Raw genomic sequence first — 17,568 nt, forward strand, 5'->3', positions numbered from 1 at the left:
TCTGTTATTAGCTTAAGTAGTGAAACAGACGTTTCTAGACGAGGGAAATGCCTTGCGGCGGTCACGCCATCGATGCGTTGTGAGCTCAGACGGCCACAACACGGGACTGCCGCACTGAACTGTCTTTGAGACCAGGAGAGGTGCTGGGAAAGAGGAGTTGGCAACAGCTGATTTACATTTGGAAGCCGGTGTAGATATGTAGGCTCCAGGAAGGTGCGGCTTATTCTTTCAACCGGAAGAGGTCCGCGACATCAAGATTCAGAGCGTCGGCTATTTTGATGACGGTATTGAGACCGGGATTTCTCTCTCCGCGCTCAAAACCACCAATATATATACGGTCCAGATCCACTGCGTGGGCAAAGCTCTCCTGCGAGTAGCCTTGCGCCTTGCGGGCAGATCTCAGGTTGTTCCCGAAATCATTTGCTGTGAACCGATTTCTCATCCCCTGAAACGGCAAGAAAGATGTCTAATCGTCTACGGACTTATCGTATCATTTCGTGGGAAAGGCTTTATTCTGAGGATGTTCACATGTTTGATGCGTACCCTGACAGCAAGATCGAAGCCAACTCAGAACAATTTGCGGAGATACGCAGGATTGCCAAATCCCGCCTAGCCGCAATCAACAGCATGCCCGGCGCCGGTCTCGGTTCAAAGTTCAGACGCCACCTCGCGCTTTCCAGACTGAATGCACAGCTTTCATTTTTTTGGCTGGGCGATCCGCAGAGATGGAACTCTGTTTGAGGTACGGGTACGCGGAGAACCGGTGAAGATGTGCCGGGATGCGAGGTCACAGCAAGCTCGGGGAAGCGTCGAAGAAATCAACGAACAAGCCAGGATTATGTATACCGAAACCGGGAAACTGTTCGATCCGACAACAGGCCGTCGTTTGCCAAATTCCGAACGACATCGATTTGGTATCGTTTAGCACCAACGGCCCTTAGCCGACTTTGAGTACTACGTTGGATTTCTGCAACCGCGCCCGCATTCCGGACATTCGCTGCAATCGCGAGAACAAAAAAGCCCGCCGTCTGGGATCGCGTGAGAAAAGCGACAATTGGCTCTTGATCGTGAATTTCGATTTCATTTCTGCATTCTGAGTCGGTTATCGAATTTGACCGTCCCGCGAAATATTGAGAAAGCCCACAAAAGAGCTCTTTCATTTATTCAGAACGACGAAGGAGTGCATGCGCTAATAACTTTGCAGGGCGTATCTCCGGCATTTCGAAACCTGTGTGGCAATATGCTTGAGAAGTAGTATGCGTCCCCGGGGCCCAGAACCCTGGACTGCCCATCTACCGTCACTTCAAGACGGCCCTCTATCACAACCGCACATTCCTCTCCTTCGTGCGACAGTTCAGATCGACCCGAGTCGGCACCGACATCGTACTCTTCTATGAGCATCTGGAGTTTTCTGTCTCGGCGCTCTCCTGCGACAAGCAAATATGAAACACCGGGGGATCCAAGGTCGCGCATTCTTTCATGCGGGTAAAAAAACGACTCCTCGTTTTGCAATTCAAAACTGAAGAAAAAACCCAAATTTACGTCTACTGCAGCAAGGATCTTTTTGAGCAGCGCCACGGAAGGCTGAGTTGAACCACTTTCGATTTGAGAAATCGTTCCGCTACCCACTCCCGCGCGTTTGGCCATTTCGCGTTGACTGAGGCCCTTGGTCGTCCGAATCAACTTTAGACGACGTGCTGTTTCGAGATCTGATGACAAAACCGTTACTCTGGTGATTTCTTGCTTCGGATCGAAAGCATTCTAAGGGCGCAACTTTTTTTTTCAATAACTTACAGATTAAAATAAAGCCGGGTGTGCGGAAGACCTGAACTCTGCAAGGATTTGTCATCAAATGAAAATCTGCTTCACGAGGAATGAACGTGCTCGATCAACCCAACACAATGTCATCGTTCTGGATGCCGTTTTCAGCCAATCGTGATTTCCTTCGCGAGCCCCGAATGATCCAAGCTGCCGAGGGGATGTATTACACCAGTTCTGATGGTCGGAAGGTTATGGATGGTACTGCCGGATTGTGGTGCGTCAATGCAGGTCACCGTGATCCGTTGATCGTTGAAGCGGTGCAAAAACAGGTGCACGAGCTGGATTACGCACCGAACTTTCAGTTCTCCCACCCTCAGGCGTTTGAGTTGTCGACAAAGCTGACTGCGATAATGCCTGAGGGAATGAACCACGCCTTCTTCACCAACTCTGGCTCCGAGTCCGTCGATACGGCGCTGAAGATCGCGCTGCATTACCACCGGATGCGCGGTGACGGCGCGCGCACGCGTTTGATCGGGCGTGAGCGTGGCTACCACGGTACCGGTTTCGGCGGTATCTCGGTCGGCGGTATCGTGAAGAACCGGATGCATTTCGGAACACTCCTTACAGGAGTGGATCATCTGCGCCACACGCATGATCCAGAAAAAAATGCCTTTTCACGCGGCTGCCCGGAGCACGGTGCGGAGCTGGCGGATGATCTGGAACGATTGGTCGCGCTTCACGATGCATCGACCATTGCAGCAGTGATCGTTGAGCCGATGGCCGGATCCACTGGTGTGCTTCTGCCGCCGAAAGGATATCTGAAGCGGCTACGGGAAATCTGCGACCGCCATGGCATTCTGCTGATCTTCGATGAGGTCATCACCGCCTTTGGTCGCTTGGGTGCGGCGACAGCATCGGAGTATTTTGATGTGAAGCCGGACATCATCACGACGGCCAAAGGCCTGACCAACGGTGTTATTCCGATGGGAGCGGTCATCGTATCCGACAAGATATATGACTCGGCGATGGCAAACGCAGACGCACCAATTGAGCTGTTCCACGGCTATACCTACTCTGCCAATCCGGTGTCTTGTGCCGCCGCGTTGGCAACTCTGAGGAGCTATGAACAGAACGACCTGTTCCGCCGAGCAGCTCTACTGGCTCAGCCCTGGGAGGATCAGCTTCACAGCCTCAAAGACCTGCCGAATGTCATCGATATCCGCAATCTGGGATTGGTGGGCGCGGTTGAGCTTGCGCCGCGACAAGGCGCACCAGGTGCTAGGGGCTATGACGCGATGAAGCGGGCCTGGGACGCCGGAATAATGATCCGCGTCACCGGAGACATCATTGCCTTATCTCCACCACTGATCATCTCGGAACCCGAAATAGCGACACTCTGTCAAACACTTGGAGAGGTATTGGCTGACCTGCCATAACCCCTGACTTCTAACCCCAAAAAGGACTGACATCATGAAAGATGCATCCCCGATCGCTTTGATCGGCCACTACATTAATGGCCAAATCACCGCTCCATCTGGTGAGAATACGCAGCCGGTTTTCAATCCCGCAACCGGTGTGCAAACCGGCGAAGTGTCGCTGGCGAACGTCCAGACAGTCGACGACGCAGTGGCCGCGGCAAAAGCAGCGTTCCCGAACTGGTCGAACACACCGCCGATCCGCCGCGCCCGTCTTATGAACAACTTTCTGGCTCTGGTGCGCGAGCACAAAGACGATCTGGCGCGTGCCATCACCGTCGAACATGGCAAGGTGTTCACGGACGCCCAAGGTGAAGTCGAGCGCGGTATTGATATCATCGAGTTTGCCTGCGGTATTCCGCAACTCCTCAAGGGCGATTACACGGAGCAGGTTTCCACTGGCATGGACAACTGGACCACGCGTCAGGCATTGGGCGTTGTCGCCGGGATCACGCCGTTTAACTTCCCGGTCATGGTGCCGATGTGGATGTTCCCGATCGCCATCGCCGCGGGCAATACCTTTATCCTGAAGCCGTCGCCGACCGATCCGTCCGCAGCGCTGCTGTATGCGGATCTGATGCAGAAAGCCGGTTTCCCCGATGGTGTGTTCAACGTCTTACAAGGTGACAAGGTCGCCGTGGATGCGTTGTTGGAGAACGACGACGTCAAGGCCGTGTCCTTCGTCGGTTCGACCCCGATTGCGAACTACATCTATGAAGTTGGTGCGCGGCATGGCAAACGCGTTCAGGCTCTCGGTGGCGCAAAGAACCACATGCTGGTGATGCCCGATGCCGACATGAACAAAGCCGCCGACGCATTGATTGGCGCGGCCTTTGGTTCGGCCGGTGAACGCTGCATGGCGATCTCGGTTGCCCTACTGGTTGGCGATGCTGCCGACAAGCTCATGCCGGTTCTCAAAGAGCGTGCCGAAACCTTGAAGGTTAAGAACGGCCTCGAACTGGACGCCGAGATGGGGCCGATCGTCACAGCCGCCGCGCGTGACCGCATCAAAGGGTACATCGACTCTGGCATCGAAGAAGGTGCGGACCTGTTGGTCGACGGTCGCGACTATACCGTCGAAGGGCATGAAGAAGGGTTTTTCCTGGGCGGTACCCTGTTCGACAACGTCACCCCCGACATGAAGATCTACAAGGAAGAGATCTTCGGCCCGGTCCTGTCCTGCGTCCGCGTCTCGAACTTTGCCGAAGGCCTGCAACTGATCAACGACCACGAGTTCGGCAATGGTGTGTCGCTGTTCACCCGTGACGGCAACGTCGCGCGTGAATTCGGCAAGCAGGTTCAGGTCGGCATGGTCGGCGTCAATGTTCCGATCCCGGTTCCGATGGCCTGGCACGGCTTTGGCGGCTGGAAGAAGAGCCTGTTCGGCGACATGCACGCCTATGGCGAGGAGGGTGTGCGTTTCTACACCAAGCAGAAATCCATCATGCAGCGCTGGCCCGAAAGTATCTCGGAAGGTGCCGAGTTCGTCATGCCAACCGCAAAATGATCATCCGTTCCAAGGAGTGAAGAATATGTTCATTGGTGTTCCCAAGGAAATCAAGAACCACGAGTACCGTGTTGGCCTGACCCCTGAAAGCGTCGCCGAACTGGTTTCTCATGGTCACAACGTCATCGTCGAGACCAACGCCGGCACAGGCATTGGGGCTGATGATGATGCCTATCGTGCCGCTGGCGCGGAGATTGCCGAAACCGCAGCGGATATCTTCGCCAATGCGGAGATGATTGTGAAGGTGAAGGAACCTCAGGCCGTTGAACGCGCTATGCTGCGCGAAGGTCAAATCCTCTATACCTATCTGCATCTGGCCCCCGACCCGGAACAGACCAAAGATCTGGTCGACTCGGGCGCTGTATGCATCGCTTATGAAACCGTCACCGACGACAATGGCGGTCTGCCCCTGCTGAAACCGATGAGCCAGGTTGCCGGTCGCATGTCTATCCAGGCCGGTGCCAGCGCTTTGGAGAAAGCAAAGGGCGGTCTGGGCGTATTGCTGGGCGGCGTGCCCGGCGTGAAGCCCGGCAAAGTCGTGGTTATCGGCGGCGGTGTTGTTGGGTTCAACGCTGCTCAAATGGCCGTCGGTTTGCACGCGGACGTGACCATTCTGGACCGCAATCCGGCAGTGCTTGAGAAGCTGGAGAACCATTTCGAGGCGTCCGCCAAGGTTGTCTATTCGACCAAAGCCGCATTGGAGGAAGAAGTCACCAATGCCGATCTGGTTGTCGGTGCTGTACTGATCCCGGGTGCTGCTGCACCCAAGCTAGTCACACGCGAGCTGATCTCGAAAATGAAACCCGGTGCGGTCGTCGTGGACGTGGCGATTGACCAGGGCGGCTGCTTTGAAACGTCCAAAGCTACCACTCACGCAGAGCCCACCTACGTTGTCGACGATGTGGTTCATTACTGCGTCGCCAATATGCCGGGCGCAGTCGCCCGAACCTCGACCTATGCACTGAACAACGTCACGCTGCCGCACGCTCTGGCTATTGCCAACAACGGCTGGAAGCAGGCGCTCGCAGACAATCGCCATCTGATGAACGGCCTGAACGTGGCCCACGGAAAGGTGACGTACAAGGCTGTGGCCGATGACCTTGGATACGAGTTCATCGCCCCGGAACTTTGCTGAACTGAAGCAAAGAAATGTCCCGCCGCGCGCAAGGCGGAGGGACGCACACCACTGAGGAGGAAACCTTAATGATTACGAAGATTAACCGCCGCGCTCTCGGCGCGATGGGTGGTGCCGCTTTGCTTGCGGCAACCGCGCTTTCGACAACCGCTGCAGCGGAAGACATGACACTGCGTTTTGCAGGTGTCTTCCCGATCGATCACCAAGGCACAAAAATGATGGAACAGGTCGCAGCGGATGTTGCAGCTGCGGATGTCGGACTGACTGTAGAAGTCTTTCCGGCAAACCAGTTGGGTTCTGGTGAAGCTCTGTTTGAAGATGTTGCACGCGGCAACATCGATCTGGCATCAGCGTTCATCTATGCCGATACCGATCCACGCCTGGAATTCCTGTCCATGCCGTTCCTGCTAGGCGGCTGGGATGACATGGAAAGCACGCTTCTCAACATGGATTCCGAGTTCAACACCATCCTGCAGGAAATCACGGACGAATATGGCGTGCGCGTCATGGCGCAGAACCCTGAAGGGTTCATTGGCATCGTTTCGTCACAAGAGCCCGAGAACTGGAATACCTTTGACGACAAGGGCATGAACATTCGCGTCTGGTCTTCCAGCGTCGTAAAGTCGATGGTCGAAGAACTCGGTTACCAGGCGACCACCATGGCATGGGGCGACATTTTCCCCGCACTTCAGGCCGGCATTGTCGATGGAGCAATCTGCTGCACCAAAACCGCGACTTACTCGATCTTCGCCAAGTCGGACGTTGGAACCCATTTTGTCGAATACAATTCGATCTCAGAGCTGACAACTTTCTACGCGTCGCAGCGGACACTCGACAAGCTGAACGACGACCAGCGCGCCGCGCTGCAAGCCGCGATGACGAAGGCGTCCGAAGACTTCTTTGCCTACAACCGTGAGAATGACGAAGTGTTCGGCCAGAAATTGCTCGACAAAGGCTACACCATCCTGCGCCTGAGTGACGAAGAACAAGCTGCGATGGCCGCACATGTCCAGGAAACGGTCTGGCCCGCGATGGCACAAAACGTCGGTCAGGACATCATCGACCGCCTGCTGGCAGCAAAAGAACAGCAATAAACACGGAGAAGAAGGGCCAGCAAATCAGCTGGCCCTTTTTTGGTCTTTGGCTCAACTAAGGGAGGGAGAAAGATGTCTAGTTCTGAAGCTGAACGTCCATTGGTCGTCGAAAGCGCAGAAAAGAAGAGCTCGCAAAAAATCACTGACGAGTTGCCAGTCATTATTGGGTATCCGCTGAAAGCAGTGGCATTTGCCATGAGGCAGATCGTTATGTTTGCCGGTTTCCTGATGGCTTTCACATTTGGGGCAGTTGTTGTCATCCGGTATGGATTTGGAGGTGATCTGTTTGCTTACGAAGAATGGCTTTTGGGCATCAGCATCATCGGCTTTTTTGCAGGTGCTGTTCTGGCCTCTGCCCGCAACCTGCACATCAACGCGGACATTCTTGGCATTGTGATCCAAAACCCTCGGTTGATTTGGTGGCGCGGCTTTGTCGTGCTGACAGTCGAGGTGCTTGTGATCCTTTTCCTCATGTACGCCTGTTACGTCTCGCTGCTTGATGACTTCTCATTCCCCCGGCTGCGCGCAACCCCGGTGCTGCGCATTCCATTTGTGACCTGGCGGATAGCAATCATGATTGCCTTTGGCCTCATGGCGACGTTCACGGCAGCATACTTGTACGTACACATCCGCAAGGGGCTCGGGCTTCCCTTGAGATCAGAAATGCAAAAAGGAGAAACCCAATGATCATCGGAGGAAGTCTCCTAATCGTCTGCTTTATGCTGTTGTTGGGCGTCAGCGTTTATGTGGCATTCGGATCGGTTTTGATTTTCATCGCCCTTGTCGGAGATCAATCCATCACCGGTTACTTGCCCACCGGTTCTACAGGTATCCGATCACTTGTACTTCTGGCGATCCCACTCTTCATGATCGCCGGTGGCATCATGGAAAAAGGCAAAATCGCCGCCCCCCTTGTCTCTCTGGCTGAAATGTTCATTGGCCATATCAAAGGAGGATTGAGCGCTGCTGGAGTGCTGGCCTGCGGTGTGTTCGGCTCCATTTCCGGTAGCGCCAATGCAACGCTGACCTGTATCGGCGGCATCATGATGCCCCATCTGAAAAAGGCTAACTATCCGGGTGGGCAATCGGCAGCTCTGATAGTGGCGGCAAGTCCGCTAGGCCTGCTGATCCCACCAAGTTCGTCGCACATCCTTTATGGCTGGGTCGCACAGCAGCACGTGCTGAAGTGCTTTTTGTCTACGGTCATTCCCGCGATCATCCTGATTACGCTTCTGATTGTGGTCAATCAGTTCATGCTGCGGAAGTATGACGACATCGATCTGACGGAACGTCCTAAACCGTTTTTACCGACCTTTGGAGTACAGGCGCGTTTGGCCGGACCTGCGCTGATGATGCCGCTGATCATTCTGGGTGGTATCTATGGCGGTATCATGACACCGACCGAAGCCGCCGGTATCGCCGTGGTCTACTCGATCCCGATCGCGATCTACTTCTACCGCGGTCTGACTTGGAAAACACTAGCACACACGATCCAGAATTCCGGTGTTACGATTGGCGTGGTCATGGTCATGATCTTCATGGTTCTGATCGTGTCGGACAACCTAATCTCGCAAGGCGCCCCTCAGTTGGCCAAGGATCTGGTCTATTCCGTGTCGGACAACCCGATTGTCATCCTTCTGATGATCAACGTGGTGATGATCCTGATCGGGATGTTGATGGATGATATCTCGGGCCTACTTCTGGCGACACCGATCCTACTGCCCATCGCACAGAGCACCGGCATGGATCCGATCCATTTTGCGGCCGTGATTGGCGTGAATCTGGGAATGGCGAACATCACCCCTCCAACTGCGCCACTACTCTACCTTGGAGCTCAGGTCTGTGATGAGCCGGTTTCGCGCATGCTTTGGCCGACTTTAATCTTCATAGTCTTTGCCTGGCTTCCGACGCTGATGCTGACAACTTTTGTACCAGAGTTGGCCCTCTTCCTACCTGACCTCCTGCTCAGCAGATAATGGACGGAAAGCGCAAAAGCCCAAGACGGAACAGTACGCACCCCATTCTTACGGTTGGGGTGCCTGATCTCCCAAAGAAGACGTTGGAGAGACTGGTTCACAGCAGAAAACCGGAATCTAAAAACAGAGGTTCGAAATGTACAAAAACATCCTAGTCGCGCTGTCTCTGGAACACGGCATCAGTGATCGCGCACTTTCAGCGGCACACGCCCTTGTGTCGGAAGGTGGAAAAATCACTGCCGCGCACATCCATGAGCCCCCAAACAGACAGATAATGTACTATATGGATGAAGGGATCGCAGAAAAATCTCTCCAAAAAGCAAAGGCGCGTTTAGCCGAGCGCTTAAAAAACGAAACTGAGATTTCTTCTGTCTTGATCGAGAGTCAATCGGCAGGGAGAGCGATCACCGAGTATGCAAACAAACATGGCATCGATTGTATCGTCCTTGCTTCGCACAAACCTGGGATGAAAGAGTTCTTTTTGGGTTCAACAGCCGCTCTCGTCGTTCGACACGCTCAGTGTTCGGTGCATGTACTCCGTCTGTGACTCGGGCGCCCGCAGCGTGTCAGTAACTCTGTCCTTTGAAATCTGCGGTGATAAGCAGGTCACACTGCGACCAAGGTCTGCTATTGGCGCACTTACCAGAACTTCACTTTGCGACATTTGAGAGGTAGGGCTCACCGCCGACCTCGGCGGCAACGCGGCATCTTGTGATATCCTCTTTCGTCAACGTCGGGTTGTTGTTGTGGGCGGGCATGGCGGATCGGAGGATCAGTTATGGAAACACCAAACTTACCTGCCTTTCGCGCGCTTCGCCCAGCTTGGAACAAGGGACGCATCGTCGGTCAGAAACGGCCGTTAAAACCCAAACACGTCTGGGCAATTTGAGTAAGATTATAGCTCGCAGAGAACAATCGCGACCTCGCTCTCTTCAATATGGCCAAGCGCTGCATGTGAAATATTTTGACGACAGGCCTCAGTTAGGACGGCCCAATCCTGCCGTCCAGTGGGCAACTTCGAAGCTGCGGTGCGGCCCGTCAAACCTGCCGTTTGTTGCGAGCGGAAAATCGGAGGCTGGCGGAACTCATGCAACGCGCAACTCAGAGGGCGTTAAATCCCACCCACCATAACCCAATCAACTGCCTCGGATATGTCATCTGCCACGAAGGAAGGTGCTGGGTCGTATCGCTTTTCCTCGCCAGGACAATACTTACCGGTGCGTACCAGAATGGCTTTGCCAACACCCGCTCTTAGCGCTCCAGCGACGTCGTTTTCAGCGTCATCGCCTATCATGATGACTTCCGCGAGAGGCAGTCCCATGCTGTCTGAAGCTGCTTGGAAAAACGTTGCTGATGGCTTTCCAAGGACAAGAGCTTCAACTTGAGCCGCGTATTCAAGGCCATGGACGAAAGCTCCGGCATCAAGGCTAAGTGCTCCGTCGGCATCGCGAAACACGCGGTTCGCTGCAAGCGCCAAGAACGGGGCACCTTGGTCAAGATTGCGAAACGCTGCATTTAGGCTTTCGAAGTCAAAGTACGGTCCCGCATCAGCTACGACCACAGCGACAGGTTTTCCCGAAACGACTTTGTCGAAGTCTTCGTTCAGATCTGGATGCACCAAAAAGTGAGGAGAATACCCGTTTTGATTCAACCAGTCACATGCAACCTGAGAAGGAGTGATGACTTCGTTCGTGTCGACCGCAAAGCCGAATTGATTCAGTCTTTCGACAATTAGCCGCTTGGGTCTGCGAGTGGTGTTTGTGAGAAAACGGATTGGGGTCTCTTCCGTTCTGCATCGAACCACTGCTTCCTTGGCACCCGAGATCACTTGCGTTCCGTTGTAAAGAACACCCGATATATCAAGGAGAAGACCATTAGCCATGATACCTCAATGCTAGTGCAGGTCTTCTGCTTTAATCAAGCAGAAGACCCAATCGAGCGCGAACTCGGTTGAAAATTGTCTCCGCATCGATGGTATCCATGGCCCAAAGCCGACCTTGTACCCGCTCTTCAGTTGCTGCAATCGCTACCCACATTGCTGCCATTCACTGCGACTGCAAAGGTAACCTAAACGAACGCAATTCATTTTGCGTTTGACACAAACATTGCCGATCACGATGCCTCGTAGTGATTGAACACTTTTGTTGCGCCAACCTTGCGGATCAGGAAGACCGAATAGGCCTCCCGTTCGCTCTCCGGCCCCATACCGGGCGAGCCGTAGGGCATGCCGGGCACGGACAGCCCCACTGCATCAGGGCGCTCGGCCAGAAGGCGCCGGATATCGGTTGGCGGCACATGGCCTTCGATGACGTATCCCTCGACCAGGCCAGTATGGCAGGAGGCCATCTCATCCGGGATACCCTTGGTGGTTTTATATTGCGACAAGGTCTCCCAAGATGCGTTCTGCACCTCCACCTCGAATCCTTCGCGTTGCATGATGTCAATCCAGGCGCCGCAGCACCCGCAGGTGGGATCCTTGAGGACCTGCACCAGCGGTTTAGTCGTTGCCAAAGCCGGCGTGACCAGAGCAGTGCCGGAGGCACCAAGGCCAGCCAGGAAAAAGCGGCGGTCGAGTGTCGGGGTGGTCATGTCAATTCCTTTCCGTGTTCGCGGCTGCGGTGTGACTTTGGATCTTGTGACCGAAACCGCGGGCAAGTGTCATGATATGTGTCAAGCGGGCAATCATGAGCCGCCCAGCATCTATTCGCTTTCGGTGCGTACCGCCTGCATCTCGCGGATGCGCTCAGGCCAGGTGGATTTGATATATGCCAGGATGTCCCAGATCTGCTGGTCGCTCAGGCTATCGCCAAATCCCGGCATGCCACTGGCAAAATCGGACACGCCGCGGGCTTCCAACGCCGCATCACCACCCTGTTTGGTGTAGTCAAACAACAGCGCATCCCCGTGGTGCCAGGTATGGCCGGTCTCGTCACGCGGCGGTGCAGGCATTGTGCCGTCATCATTCGGAGCACGCCAGTTGGGCTGCCCTTCCAGATCGGCACCGTGGCAGGACGCGCAGAACTCGACATAAAGCACCGAACCTTCCTCAACATCGAACTCTTTCGGTTGCTCTGGCGGTTTAGTCTGTGTGCCTGAAGGCGCGAGTCAGGCGACCGCAGTAGCGATGACGACAAAACCGACCAAGGCAAATGCACAGATTGTTCTGGTTTTCATTGCCTCATCTCCCTTCATGTTCGTTCATCAGATAGGTCGCGATAGCCGTCCATACGAGGCGTAGCGTCGATATAGAAGGGCTCAAAGACGACCCCGGAGCGGGCGCAGCATATTGTAGATGGGGTGAAACGGGGCTGAAGATGACGGCCCAATCCCGCCATTGGACAGCGAGTATCGCCGCTGCGGTGCGGTCCGTCGGAGGAAACATTCGCTGCAGTAGCGAAATTTGGTTACTCCCAGCCTCGCAGGCTGCGTATTGATGCCACCGTTCAACTTGATTGCGTCAGCAACCGCTTTCGCCAACGCTGGCAGCGATTAAACCTCTCATAAATACGAGCCAATTGTTGAAAAATCTAACAGCATCTCACTCCTGATCTGCCGGGTATCTGATAAGATACGGTTTCTGGCTCAACGTAACCACCAAGGATTGGACATACAGTGGCTTGGGCGAACATTGCTGAGAGAAAATGAGTGCTTTTGCGGTCGGTGGTGATGCTAGGTGGCGTTGGTCACTGGTCCGAAACTGCGAACACTTCCATCGGTTCGCGGATGCCTTTCATTTCAACTGCGCCACGGCTTTCCGCTTCAATGTCATCTTCGACTGCGGCCCAAGCGCGTGGTGAGATCAGAATCTCTCCATCTTTGGCGATATCGCAGAGGCGAGCGGCAGCGTTCACAGCGGTTCCAGACGCCGTGTAGTCGAATCGTCCGGCGGAGCCGACCATGCCAACCGTCGCGTAACCCATTGAAACTCCTACTCCGAACCCTAGCCGGTGGCCAAGCTTCTTCCATTTCGCTGCGAGCTCGCGCATTTTCGCCCGCATAGCTATAGCGAGCCGGACCGCATCTCCGGCGGGGTCGTCGCATGGCAGCGGATCGTTAAAGATAACCATAATCCCGTCGCCCATTCGTTTATCAACGCCACCGCCATATTCTGATATCAACACACCCATTTGCTCGTGATATGCTTGCAAGACCTCAATGGTTTCTTCCGGTTCTGCAGTCTCACAAAAGGCCGTAAAGCCTCGAATATCGCAGAACAACGTGGCGATCAGTGCACGATGGGAGGATAGACCTTGTTCATTTCCCGAAGATACAAAGGTCTCGGCTACGGCCGGAGAGAGGAACTGTTTTAGTCGGCCGATCCGCGCGATCTCATCAACCTGCTCCGCAACCTTCGCCTCAAGCGAAGTATTCAAAGATTGAACCTCAGCGGTGCGCGATTCGAGCGCCTTGTACTGACGCACATTTTCAAGCGCGACGGCGGCCTGTGCGGCGAATGTCTCAACCAGGGATATTTGGCTAGCAGTGAACGGTTCCTTTTCTGTCTTCCAGAGAATAAAGCAGCCGACGCCACCGTCAGGACTCAAAAGAGGAACGAAGAGGTTGGTACGGATGCCCTGTCGTTCAACGAGCATGACATAGCGGTCATGGCCGGAACGATACCCTTCTGTCTCTCGCATGTCGTCAATCAGGATCGTGCGCTGCTCAACTATCGCCTGCGCAACCAATGAGTCTGCCGGGTCCATTGGAACCGCGCCACTATGATAGTGGGCGAGCGTCTCAGGTGTCGAGCCGCGGTTCGCAGCCATAACCTGCGCAGCATCGCCTTCTCGGCCCAGGATCAATGATGCATTCGGAGCCCCACATAGTCGGGTCGCATTATCGAGTATGGCCTCGAAGATCGGTTGTTCGTCTTCTCGCACACGGCTCATCATTTCCATAATTTCGCGCGTTGCAAAAGAACGTTCCAACCTGTCGCGAAGTTCTCGAAACTGGCGCACATTTTCCAGGGCAATAACCGCCTGTGCGGCAAAAGTTTCTACCAAGGCGATTTGTTCATCCGAATATGGACGGACTTCGTGCCGGAAGATGATAAAGCAACCGATCCCCTCGCCGTCCTTGATCAGAGGCACAAATAGATTTGTGCGAATGCCCTGAAGATCGCAAACCTCTACAATATTTGGCACGCCTGCCCGATATTCATCTGTGTCCTTCATATTAGGAAGGTGGATCGGGCGTTTTTCAATGATTGCACGGGCTGCGAAAGATTTTTCGGGATCCATTGGAACCCGTTTTTGGGCGTAGATGTCCTCTGTGCTTTGAATAGCTCCATGATGGGCGATCATGGTCTGAAACTCATCCGCTTCGCGACCCAGGATCAGCGCCGCGAACGGTGCTTCGCAAAGTTTTCGAGCATTTTTGAGAATAGCGTCAAATACGGGGCTTTCATCATCGCTGGCGTTGCTGATCGCATCAAGGATTTCGCGGGTTGCGGCGGCCTGAGCAAGTCGTGACTCCATCGCGCTAATCTGGCGCGCGTTTTCAATTGCAACTGCGGCTTGATCGGCAAAGGCCTGGGCCAACTCCAGTGCTCGGTCATTGAATGGATGCAAACGGGTTCGATAGACTGTGAAAGCACCGATCAACTGATCGCCCGAAATGATAGGGATTGCGGCGAAGGACCGGGCTTTGCCCAGCTCTCTCGTAGCGATTCTCAGGGGCGTGTTCTGAATGGCCGGATCTTCAGCCGTAACGTCCACAACGTTCACAACTTCGCGGCTGACCGCCATCCGTCCGAGTACAGTGGTGGAGGAAGGGGTGAATACGCCCTGTTCGGCGAACCAGTCACTGAACCCCTTTGTGATTCCGAGCGAGCGCATCTCGCTGAAGGCCAAATCGCCGTGATGCTCAAAGAGGACCCCAAATTCAGCTTCACAAATGTCGAGCGCGTACTCGAGAAGAGCATCAAGCACTTCTTCCAATATGGTGTCGCGGCGGTTGATAAGGTTCAGAACATCCGCCATCATTCGCTCGCGGCGCATTGCGTCATCAAGTTCAAGCGCCAGATCGGCCTTCAGCGCGACCTCGTCAGCATTTGCAACTGGCCCCGCCGGATCGACCAGTAATTTTGCCAGCGCAATTTTCGATGTGATATTCAGCTTGCTGTAAACGGTGCGAAGATGAGATCTGACGGTGGTGGGTGAGATGCCGAGATCGCGAGCGATTTCCTTATAGCTTGCACCATTAGCATAGGCAGCGGCGACTTCTTGCTCTCGCTTGGAAAGCGTTTCAACCTCTTCGATCTGTTCGGACATTATACCCCCGTACAAATGTAGGAGGAGGATACCCTACATCCCTCCTGCATCAAGTGGTTCATCTGGACGATATCGCCGGAGCCTGTCGTTGTTCATGTTTAGTCTACGAAGACGCGGAGATCGTTCTCGGCGTTCAGACAAAGGAGACAACCAGATGAGTATGACCAAAAACGCTAAGGCATTCTTCGAAGCCTGCGAAACAGGCCAGGGCTGGGATAGCTGCGCGCCTTACTGCGAAACTAATGCCAGCTTCTCCTGCCAGTCAGACGCCTTGGCGGATGTTCACACGGTTCAAGCCTATGCGGAATGGATGAAGGGCTTACTGACGCCAATCCCCGACGGGAAATACGAATTGAAAGGCTTCGCCCAAGATAACGAACGAGACGTCGTATTGGCCTTTGCAGTCTTTCACGGAACGCAATCCGGCGAAGGTGGCCCTGTGCCCCCAACGGGCGCGACTGTCGCTTCCGACTATGTTTATGCCTTAGAGTTCGCTGGCGGAAAGATCACCCATATGACCAAAGTTTGGAACGACGCAAACGCGCTAAAGCAACTGGGTTGGGGTTGAACATTTCGCGCTTGTGATCACATCAGCTCATGAATTATTCTTATTAAAATGAGTGAAGCGCTTGCCACGAGCGCTTCCCAAGCTGCCCTGTCTTTTGGTTGATTTATAGACGTGTAAAAAGAACAACGGATTCCAAAAGTTGCGAACACACCGTGTCTGGCGTCAGCGCCAACTAGATACACTCGGTGGTACCAGTGATCACCAGCCTAGGAGCTGACGATCTTCATCATCACCATTTAGACTGGCCAGGCGTCAGATCTCATTTGTTGCATGTAATGATCCAGAAAGGCGAAGTACCTGAGTACTGCTGAAGCTGAAGTTCAGCCGTCCCTCGGTATTAATCAGCTTGGCCTCGCTGCGGGTCTCTGTTGCAGTTCGAAACTAGTTTTGAGAGGCTCAAATCGTTTCGATTGTGACGGCCCATAGCAGACCTTGAACCCGGCCATCTGATGCTGCTGTGCGGCCCGTTGAACCTTCCGTTCGCTGCGGGCGCAAAAATTCAAACCCTACCAGAACTCGCGTATTGCGGGACTTTTGCCTGGCGTCGCATTGAGAACAGACACGCGTTTGGCGACATTCCTAGATAGTGGGATGACCTCTGCTGATTCCATGACTCAATCTACGGATCGCACCCTTGCTGGCGTTGCGCTGATGCTTGGATTTTGCCTGACTGCTCCTTTGCTGGATGTTGCTGCAAAACTCGCGTCGGCCAGTGTGCCAGTTGGGCAGATAACGGCTGCTCGCTTTGTAGTGCAGTGCGCGCTCATGGCTCCGTTTGTCTTGGTAATGGGACTTTCACTGCGTGTGGCGCGCGGCGCGTTGTTGGTAATTGTATTCCGATCGTTACTTTTGCTGTTCGCGACCTTTTGCTTCATTGCGGCAATCCGAGTAATGCCACTTGCCGATGCGTTGGCAATTGTGTTTGTAGCCCCGTTTATTGTCCTGTTGGTCGGCAAGTTTTATCTTGGTGAAGACGTCGGTCCTCGTCGTGTCGGGGCAGCTCTTGTGGGGTTTGTTGGTGTATTGTTCGTCATCCAACCTAGTTTCGCGGCCTTTGGCAGCGTCGCACTAATTCCGCTAGGTACGGCATTCGCTTTCGCTTTCTACATTCTTATAACGCGGGGATTGTCGCGACGGATGCACCCCGTGGCTCTACAATTCCACACTGGCCTGATTGCCAGTTTGTTTTGTATTCCGACCTTAATGGTTGCGCAGGGTTCTGGCTCCGAGCTTTTTGATCTTGTTTGGCCGACAGAAATCGCGTTTCTGTGGCTTTTCGGGGCTGGTTTTTTTGCGACTGTGAGCCACATGATGATGACATATGCTCTTTCCTTCGCGCCTTCTGCCACACTGGCCCCACTTCAGTACTTTGAGCTGCCGGTAGCGACTTTGTTCGGTTATCTTGTTTTCAAAGACTTTCCTAACACGCTTAGCCTAATTGGTATTGGCATCATCATCGGTGCAGGGCTGTACATGATACATCGCGAAAGGGTCGCAGCCAGACAGTTGGTCACAGAGCGCGCAGCTCCTCCAATCTAAGGCTACGCGCGCTCGCGGCCCATTTTACGACTTTTGAGCAAAGCAGAATCTAAGATGATCGCTTCCGCCGAGCTGATCTTCGAACATTGCGCATTATCGGACGGCTACGGCCCTTCGCAAACCAGCCGGGAAGGCACCGATTTCTGGTATCGTGAGCGTACCCACGGTGACGAAATCGTCACCTTCGACGGCTGTTATCAATCGAACCGAGGCAACGATCCGGCTGTATTCGGGATTGGCG

16 protein-coding genes and 2 pseudogenes are annotated in these 17,568 nt (G+C 54.2%); 12 read left to right on the top strand and 6 right to left on the bottom strand.

What is annotated here, in order from left to right; all coding sequences use genetic code 11:
- Positions 1 to 220: 220 nt before the first annotated feature.
- Positions 221 to 442, bottom strand: a complete 222-nt coding sequence (locus tag ACR0NF_RS18385) for a helix-turn-helix domain-containing protein (protein WP_480468888.1) — start codon at positions 440 to 442, stop codon at positions 221 to 223.
- A gap of 86 nt (positions 443 to 528) precedes the next feature.
- Here ACR0NF_RS18385 and ACR0NF_RS18390 point away from each other — a divergent pair, with 86 nt between their 5' ends.
- Complete coding sequence (locus ACR0NF_RS18390; protein WP_480468887.1) at positions 529 to 741, top strand: hypothetical protein; 213 nt, start codon at positions 529 to 531, stop codon at positions 739 to 741.
- Positions 742 to 1,164: 423 nt separating this feature from the next.
- Here ACR0NF_RS18390 and ACR0NF_RS18395 read toward each other — a convergent pair whose 3' ends face one another.
- The gene (locus ACR0NF_RS18395; RefSeq protein ID WP_480468886.1) at positions 1,165 to 1,719 is read right to left on the bottom strand and encodes a cupin domain-containing protein; all 555 of its coding nucleotides are present in this window, start codon (positions 1,717 to 1,719) and stop codon (positions 1,165 to 1,167) included.
- A 155-nt stretch (positions 1,720 to 1,874) separates the two neighbouring features.
- On the opposite strand from ACR0NF_RS18395, the gene aptA reads away from it, so the two are divergent.
- The 8 genes and pseudogenes from aptA to ACR0NF_RS18435 all read left to right on the top strand — a co-directional run.
- Positions 1,875 to 3,197, top strand: coding sequence for an omega-aminotransferase AptA (gene aptA, locus ACR0NF_RS18400; protein WP_480468885.1), 1,323 nt, complete (start codon positions 1,875 to 1,877; stop codon positions 3,195 to 3,197).
- A 34-nt stretch (positions 3,198 to 3,231) separates the two neighbouring features.
- Entirely contained in the window at positions 3,232 to 4,743 is a 1,512-nt protein-coding gene (locus ACR0NF_RS18405) for a CoA-acylating methylmalonate-semialdehyde dehydrogenase (protein ID WP_480778745.1), read from the top strand.
- A 25-nt stretch (positions 4,744 to 4,768) separates the two neighbouring features.
- Positions 4,769 to 5,878, top strand: coding sequence for an alanine dehydrogenase (ald, locus tag ACR0NF_RS18410; protein ID WP_480468883.1), 1,110 nt, complete (start codon positions 4,769 to 4,771; stop codon positions 5,876 to 5,878).
- 104 nt (positions 5,879 to 5,982) lie between these two features.
- The gene (gene dctP / locus ACR0NF_RS18415) at positions 5,983 to 6,972 is read left to right on the top strand and encodes a TRAP transporter substrate-binding protein DctP (protein WP_480471874.1); all 990 of its coding nucleotides are present in this window, start codon (positions 5,983 to 5,985) and stop codon (positions 6,970 to 6,972) included.
- A 72-nt stretch (positions 6,973 to 7,044) separates the two neighbouring features.
- Complete coding sequence (locus ACR0NF_RS18420) at positions 7,045 to 7,659, top strand: TRAP transporter small permease (protein WP_480468882.1); 615 nt, start codon at positions 7,045 to 7,047, stop codon at positions 7,657 to 7,659.
- Positions 7,656 to 8,948 (top strand): TRAP transporter large permease, encoded by a 1,293-nt coding sequence (locus tag ACR0NF_RS18425; RefSeq protein WP_480468881.1) that lies wholly within the window; start codon positions 7,656 to 7,658, stop codon positions 8,946 to 8,948. The genes ACR0NF_RS18420 and ACR0NF_RS18425 overlap by 4 nt, the downstream gene beginning before the upstream one ends.
- A 136-nt stretch (positions 8,949 to 9,084) precedes the next feature.
- Positions 9,085 to 9,495, top strand: a complete 411-nt coding sequence (locus ACR0NF_RS18430; RefSeq protein WP_480778746.1) for a universal stress protein — start codon at positions 9,085 to 9,087, stop codon at positions 9,493 to 9,495.
- Between the two features lie 231 nt (positions 9,496 to 9,726).
- Positions 9,727 to 9,834 (top strand): annotated as a pseudogene (locus ACR0NF_RS18435) (integrase); the annotation flags it as partial.
- 225 nt (positions 9,835 to 10,059) lie between these two features.
- Here ACR0NF_RS18435 and ACR0NF_RS18440 read toward each other — a convergent pair.
- The 4 genes and pseudogenes from ACR0NF_RS18440 to ACR0NF_RS18455 form a co-directional block, all read right to left on the bottom strand.
- On the bottom strand, positions 10,060 to 10,830 hold the full coding sequence (locus tag ACR0NF_RS18440; protein ID WP_480468879.1) for a TIGR01458 family HAD-type hydrolase: 771 nt from the start codon (positions 10,828 to 10,830) through the stop codon (positions 10,060 to 10,062).
- A 230-nt stretch (positions 10,831 to 11,060) separates the two neighbouring features.
- Positions 11,061 to 11,537 (bottom strand): DUF411 domain-containing protein, encoded by a 477-nt coding sequence (locus ACR0NF_RS18445; protein ID WP_480468878.1) that lies wholly within the window; start codon positions 11,535 to 11,537, stop codon positions 11,061 to 11,063.
- A gap of 111 nt (positions 11,538 to 11,648) precedes the next feature.
- A pseudogene (locus ACR0NF_RS18450) lies at positions 11,649 to 12,002 on the bottom strand (c-type cytochrome); the annotation flags it as partial.
- A 629-nt stretch (positions 12,003 to 12,631) separates the two neighbouring features.
- Positions 12,632 to 15,220, bottom strand: a complete 2,589-nt coding sequence (locus tag ACR0NF_RS18455) for a GAF domain-containing protein (protein ID WP_480468877.1) — start codon at positions 15,218 to 15,220, stop codon at positions 12,632 to 12,634.
- 154 nt (positions 15,221 to 15,374) lie between these two features.
- Between ACR0NF_RS18455 and ACR0NF_RS18460 the strand changes: the two genes are divergently transcribed.
- The 3 genes from ACR0NF_RS18460 to ACR0NF_RS18470 form a co-directional block, all read left to right on the top strand.
- The gene (locus ACR0NF_RS18460; protein WP_480468876.1) at positions 15,375 to 15,788 is read left to right on the top strand and encodes an ester cyclase; all 414 of its coding nucleotides are present in this window, start codon (positions 15,375 to 15,377) and stop codon (positions 15,786 to 15,788) included.
- 591 nt (positions 15,789 to 16,379) lie between these two features.
- Positions 16,380 to 17,327: a DMT family transporter gene (locus ACR0NF_RS18465; protein WP_480666464.1), complete on the top strand. Its 948-nt coding sequence runs from the start codon at positions 16,380 to 16,382 to the stop codon at positions 17,325 to 17,327.
- 54 nt (positions 17,328 to 17,381) lie between these two features.
- Positions 17,382 to 17,568 (top strand): hypothetical protein (locus ACR0NF_RS18470; protein WP_480778747.1); only part of this gene is annotated, 187 nt, incomplete at its 3' end.

It is taken from the genome of Ruegeria sp. CF4 (genome assembly GCF_056537345.1).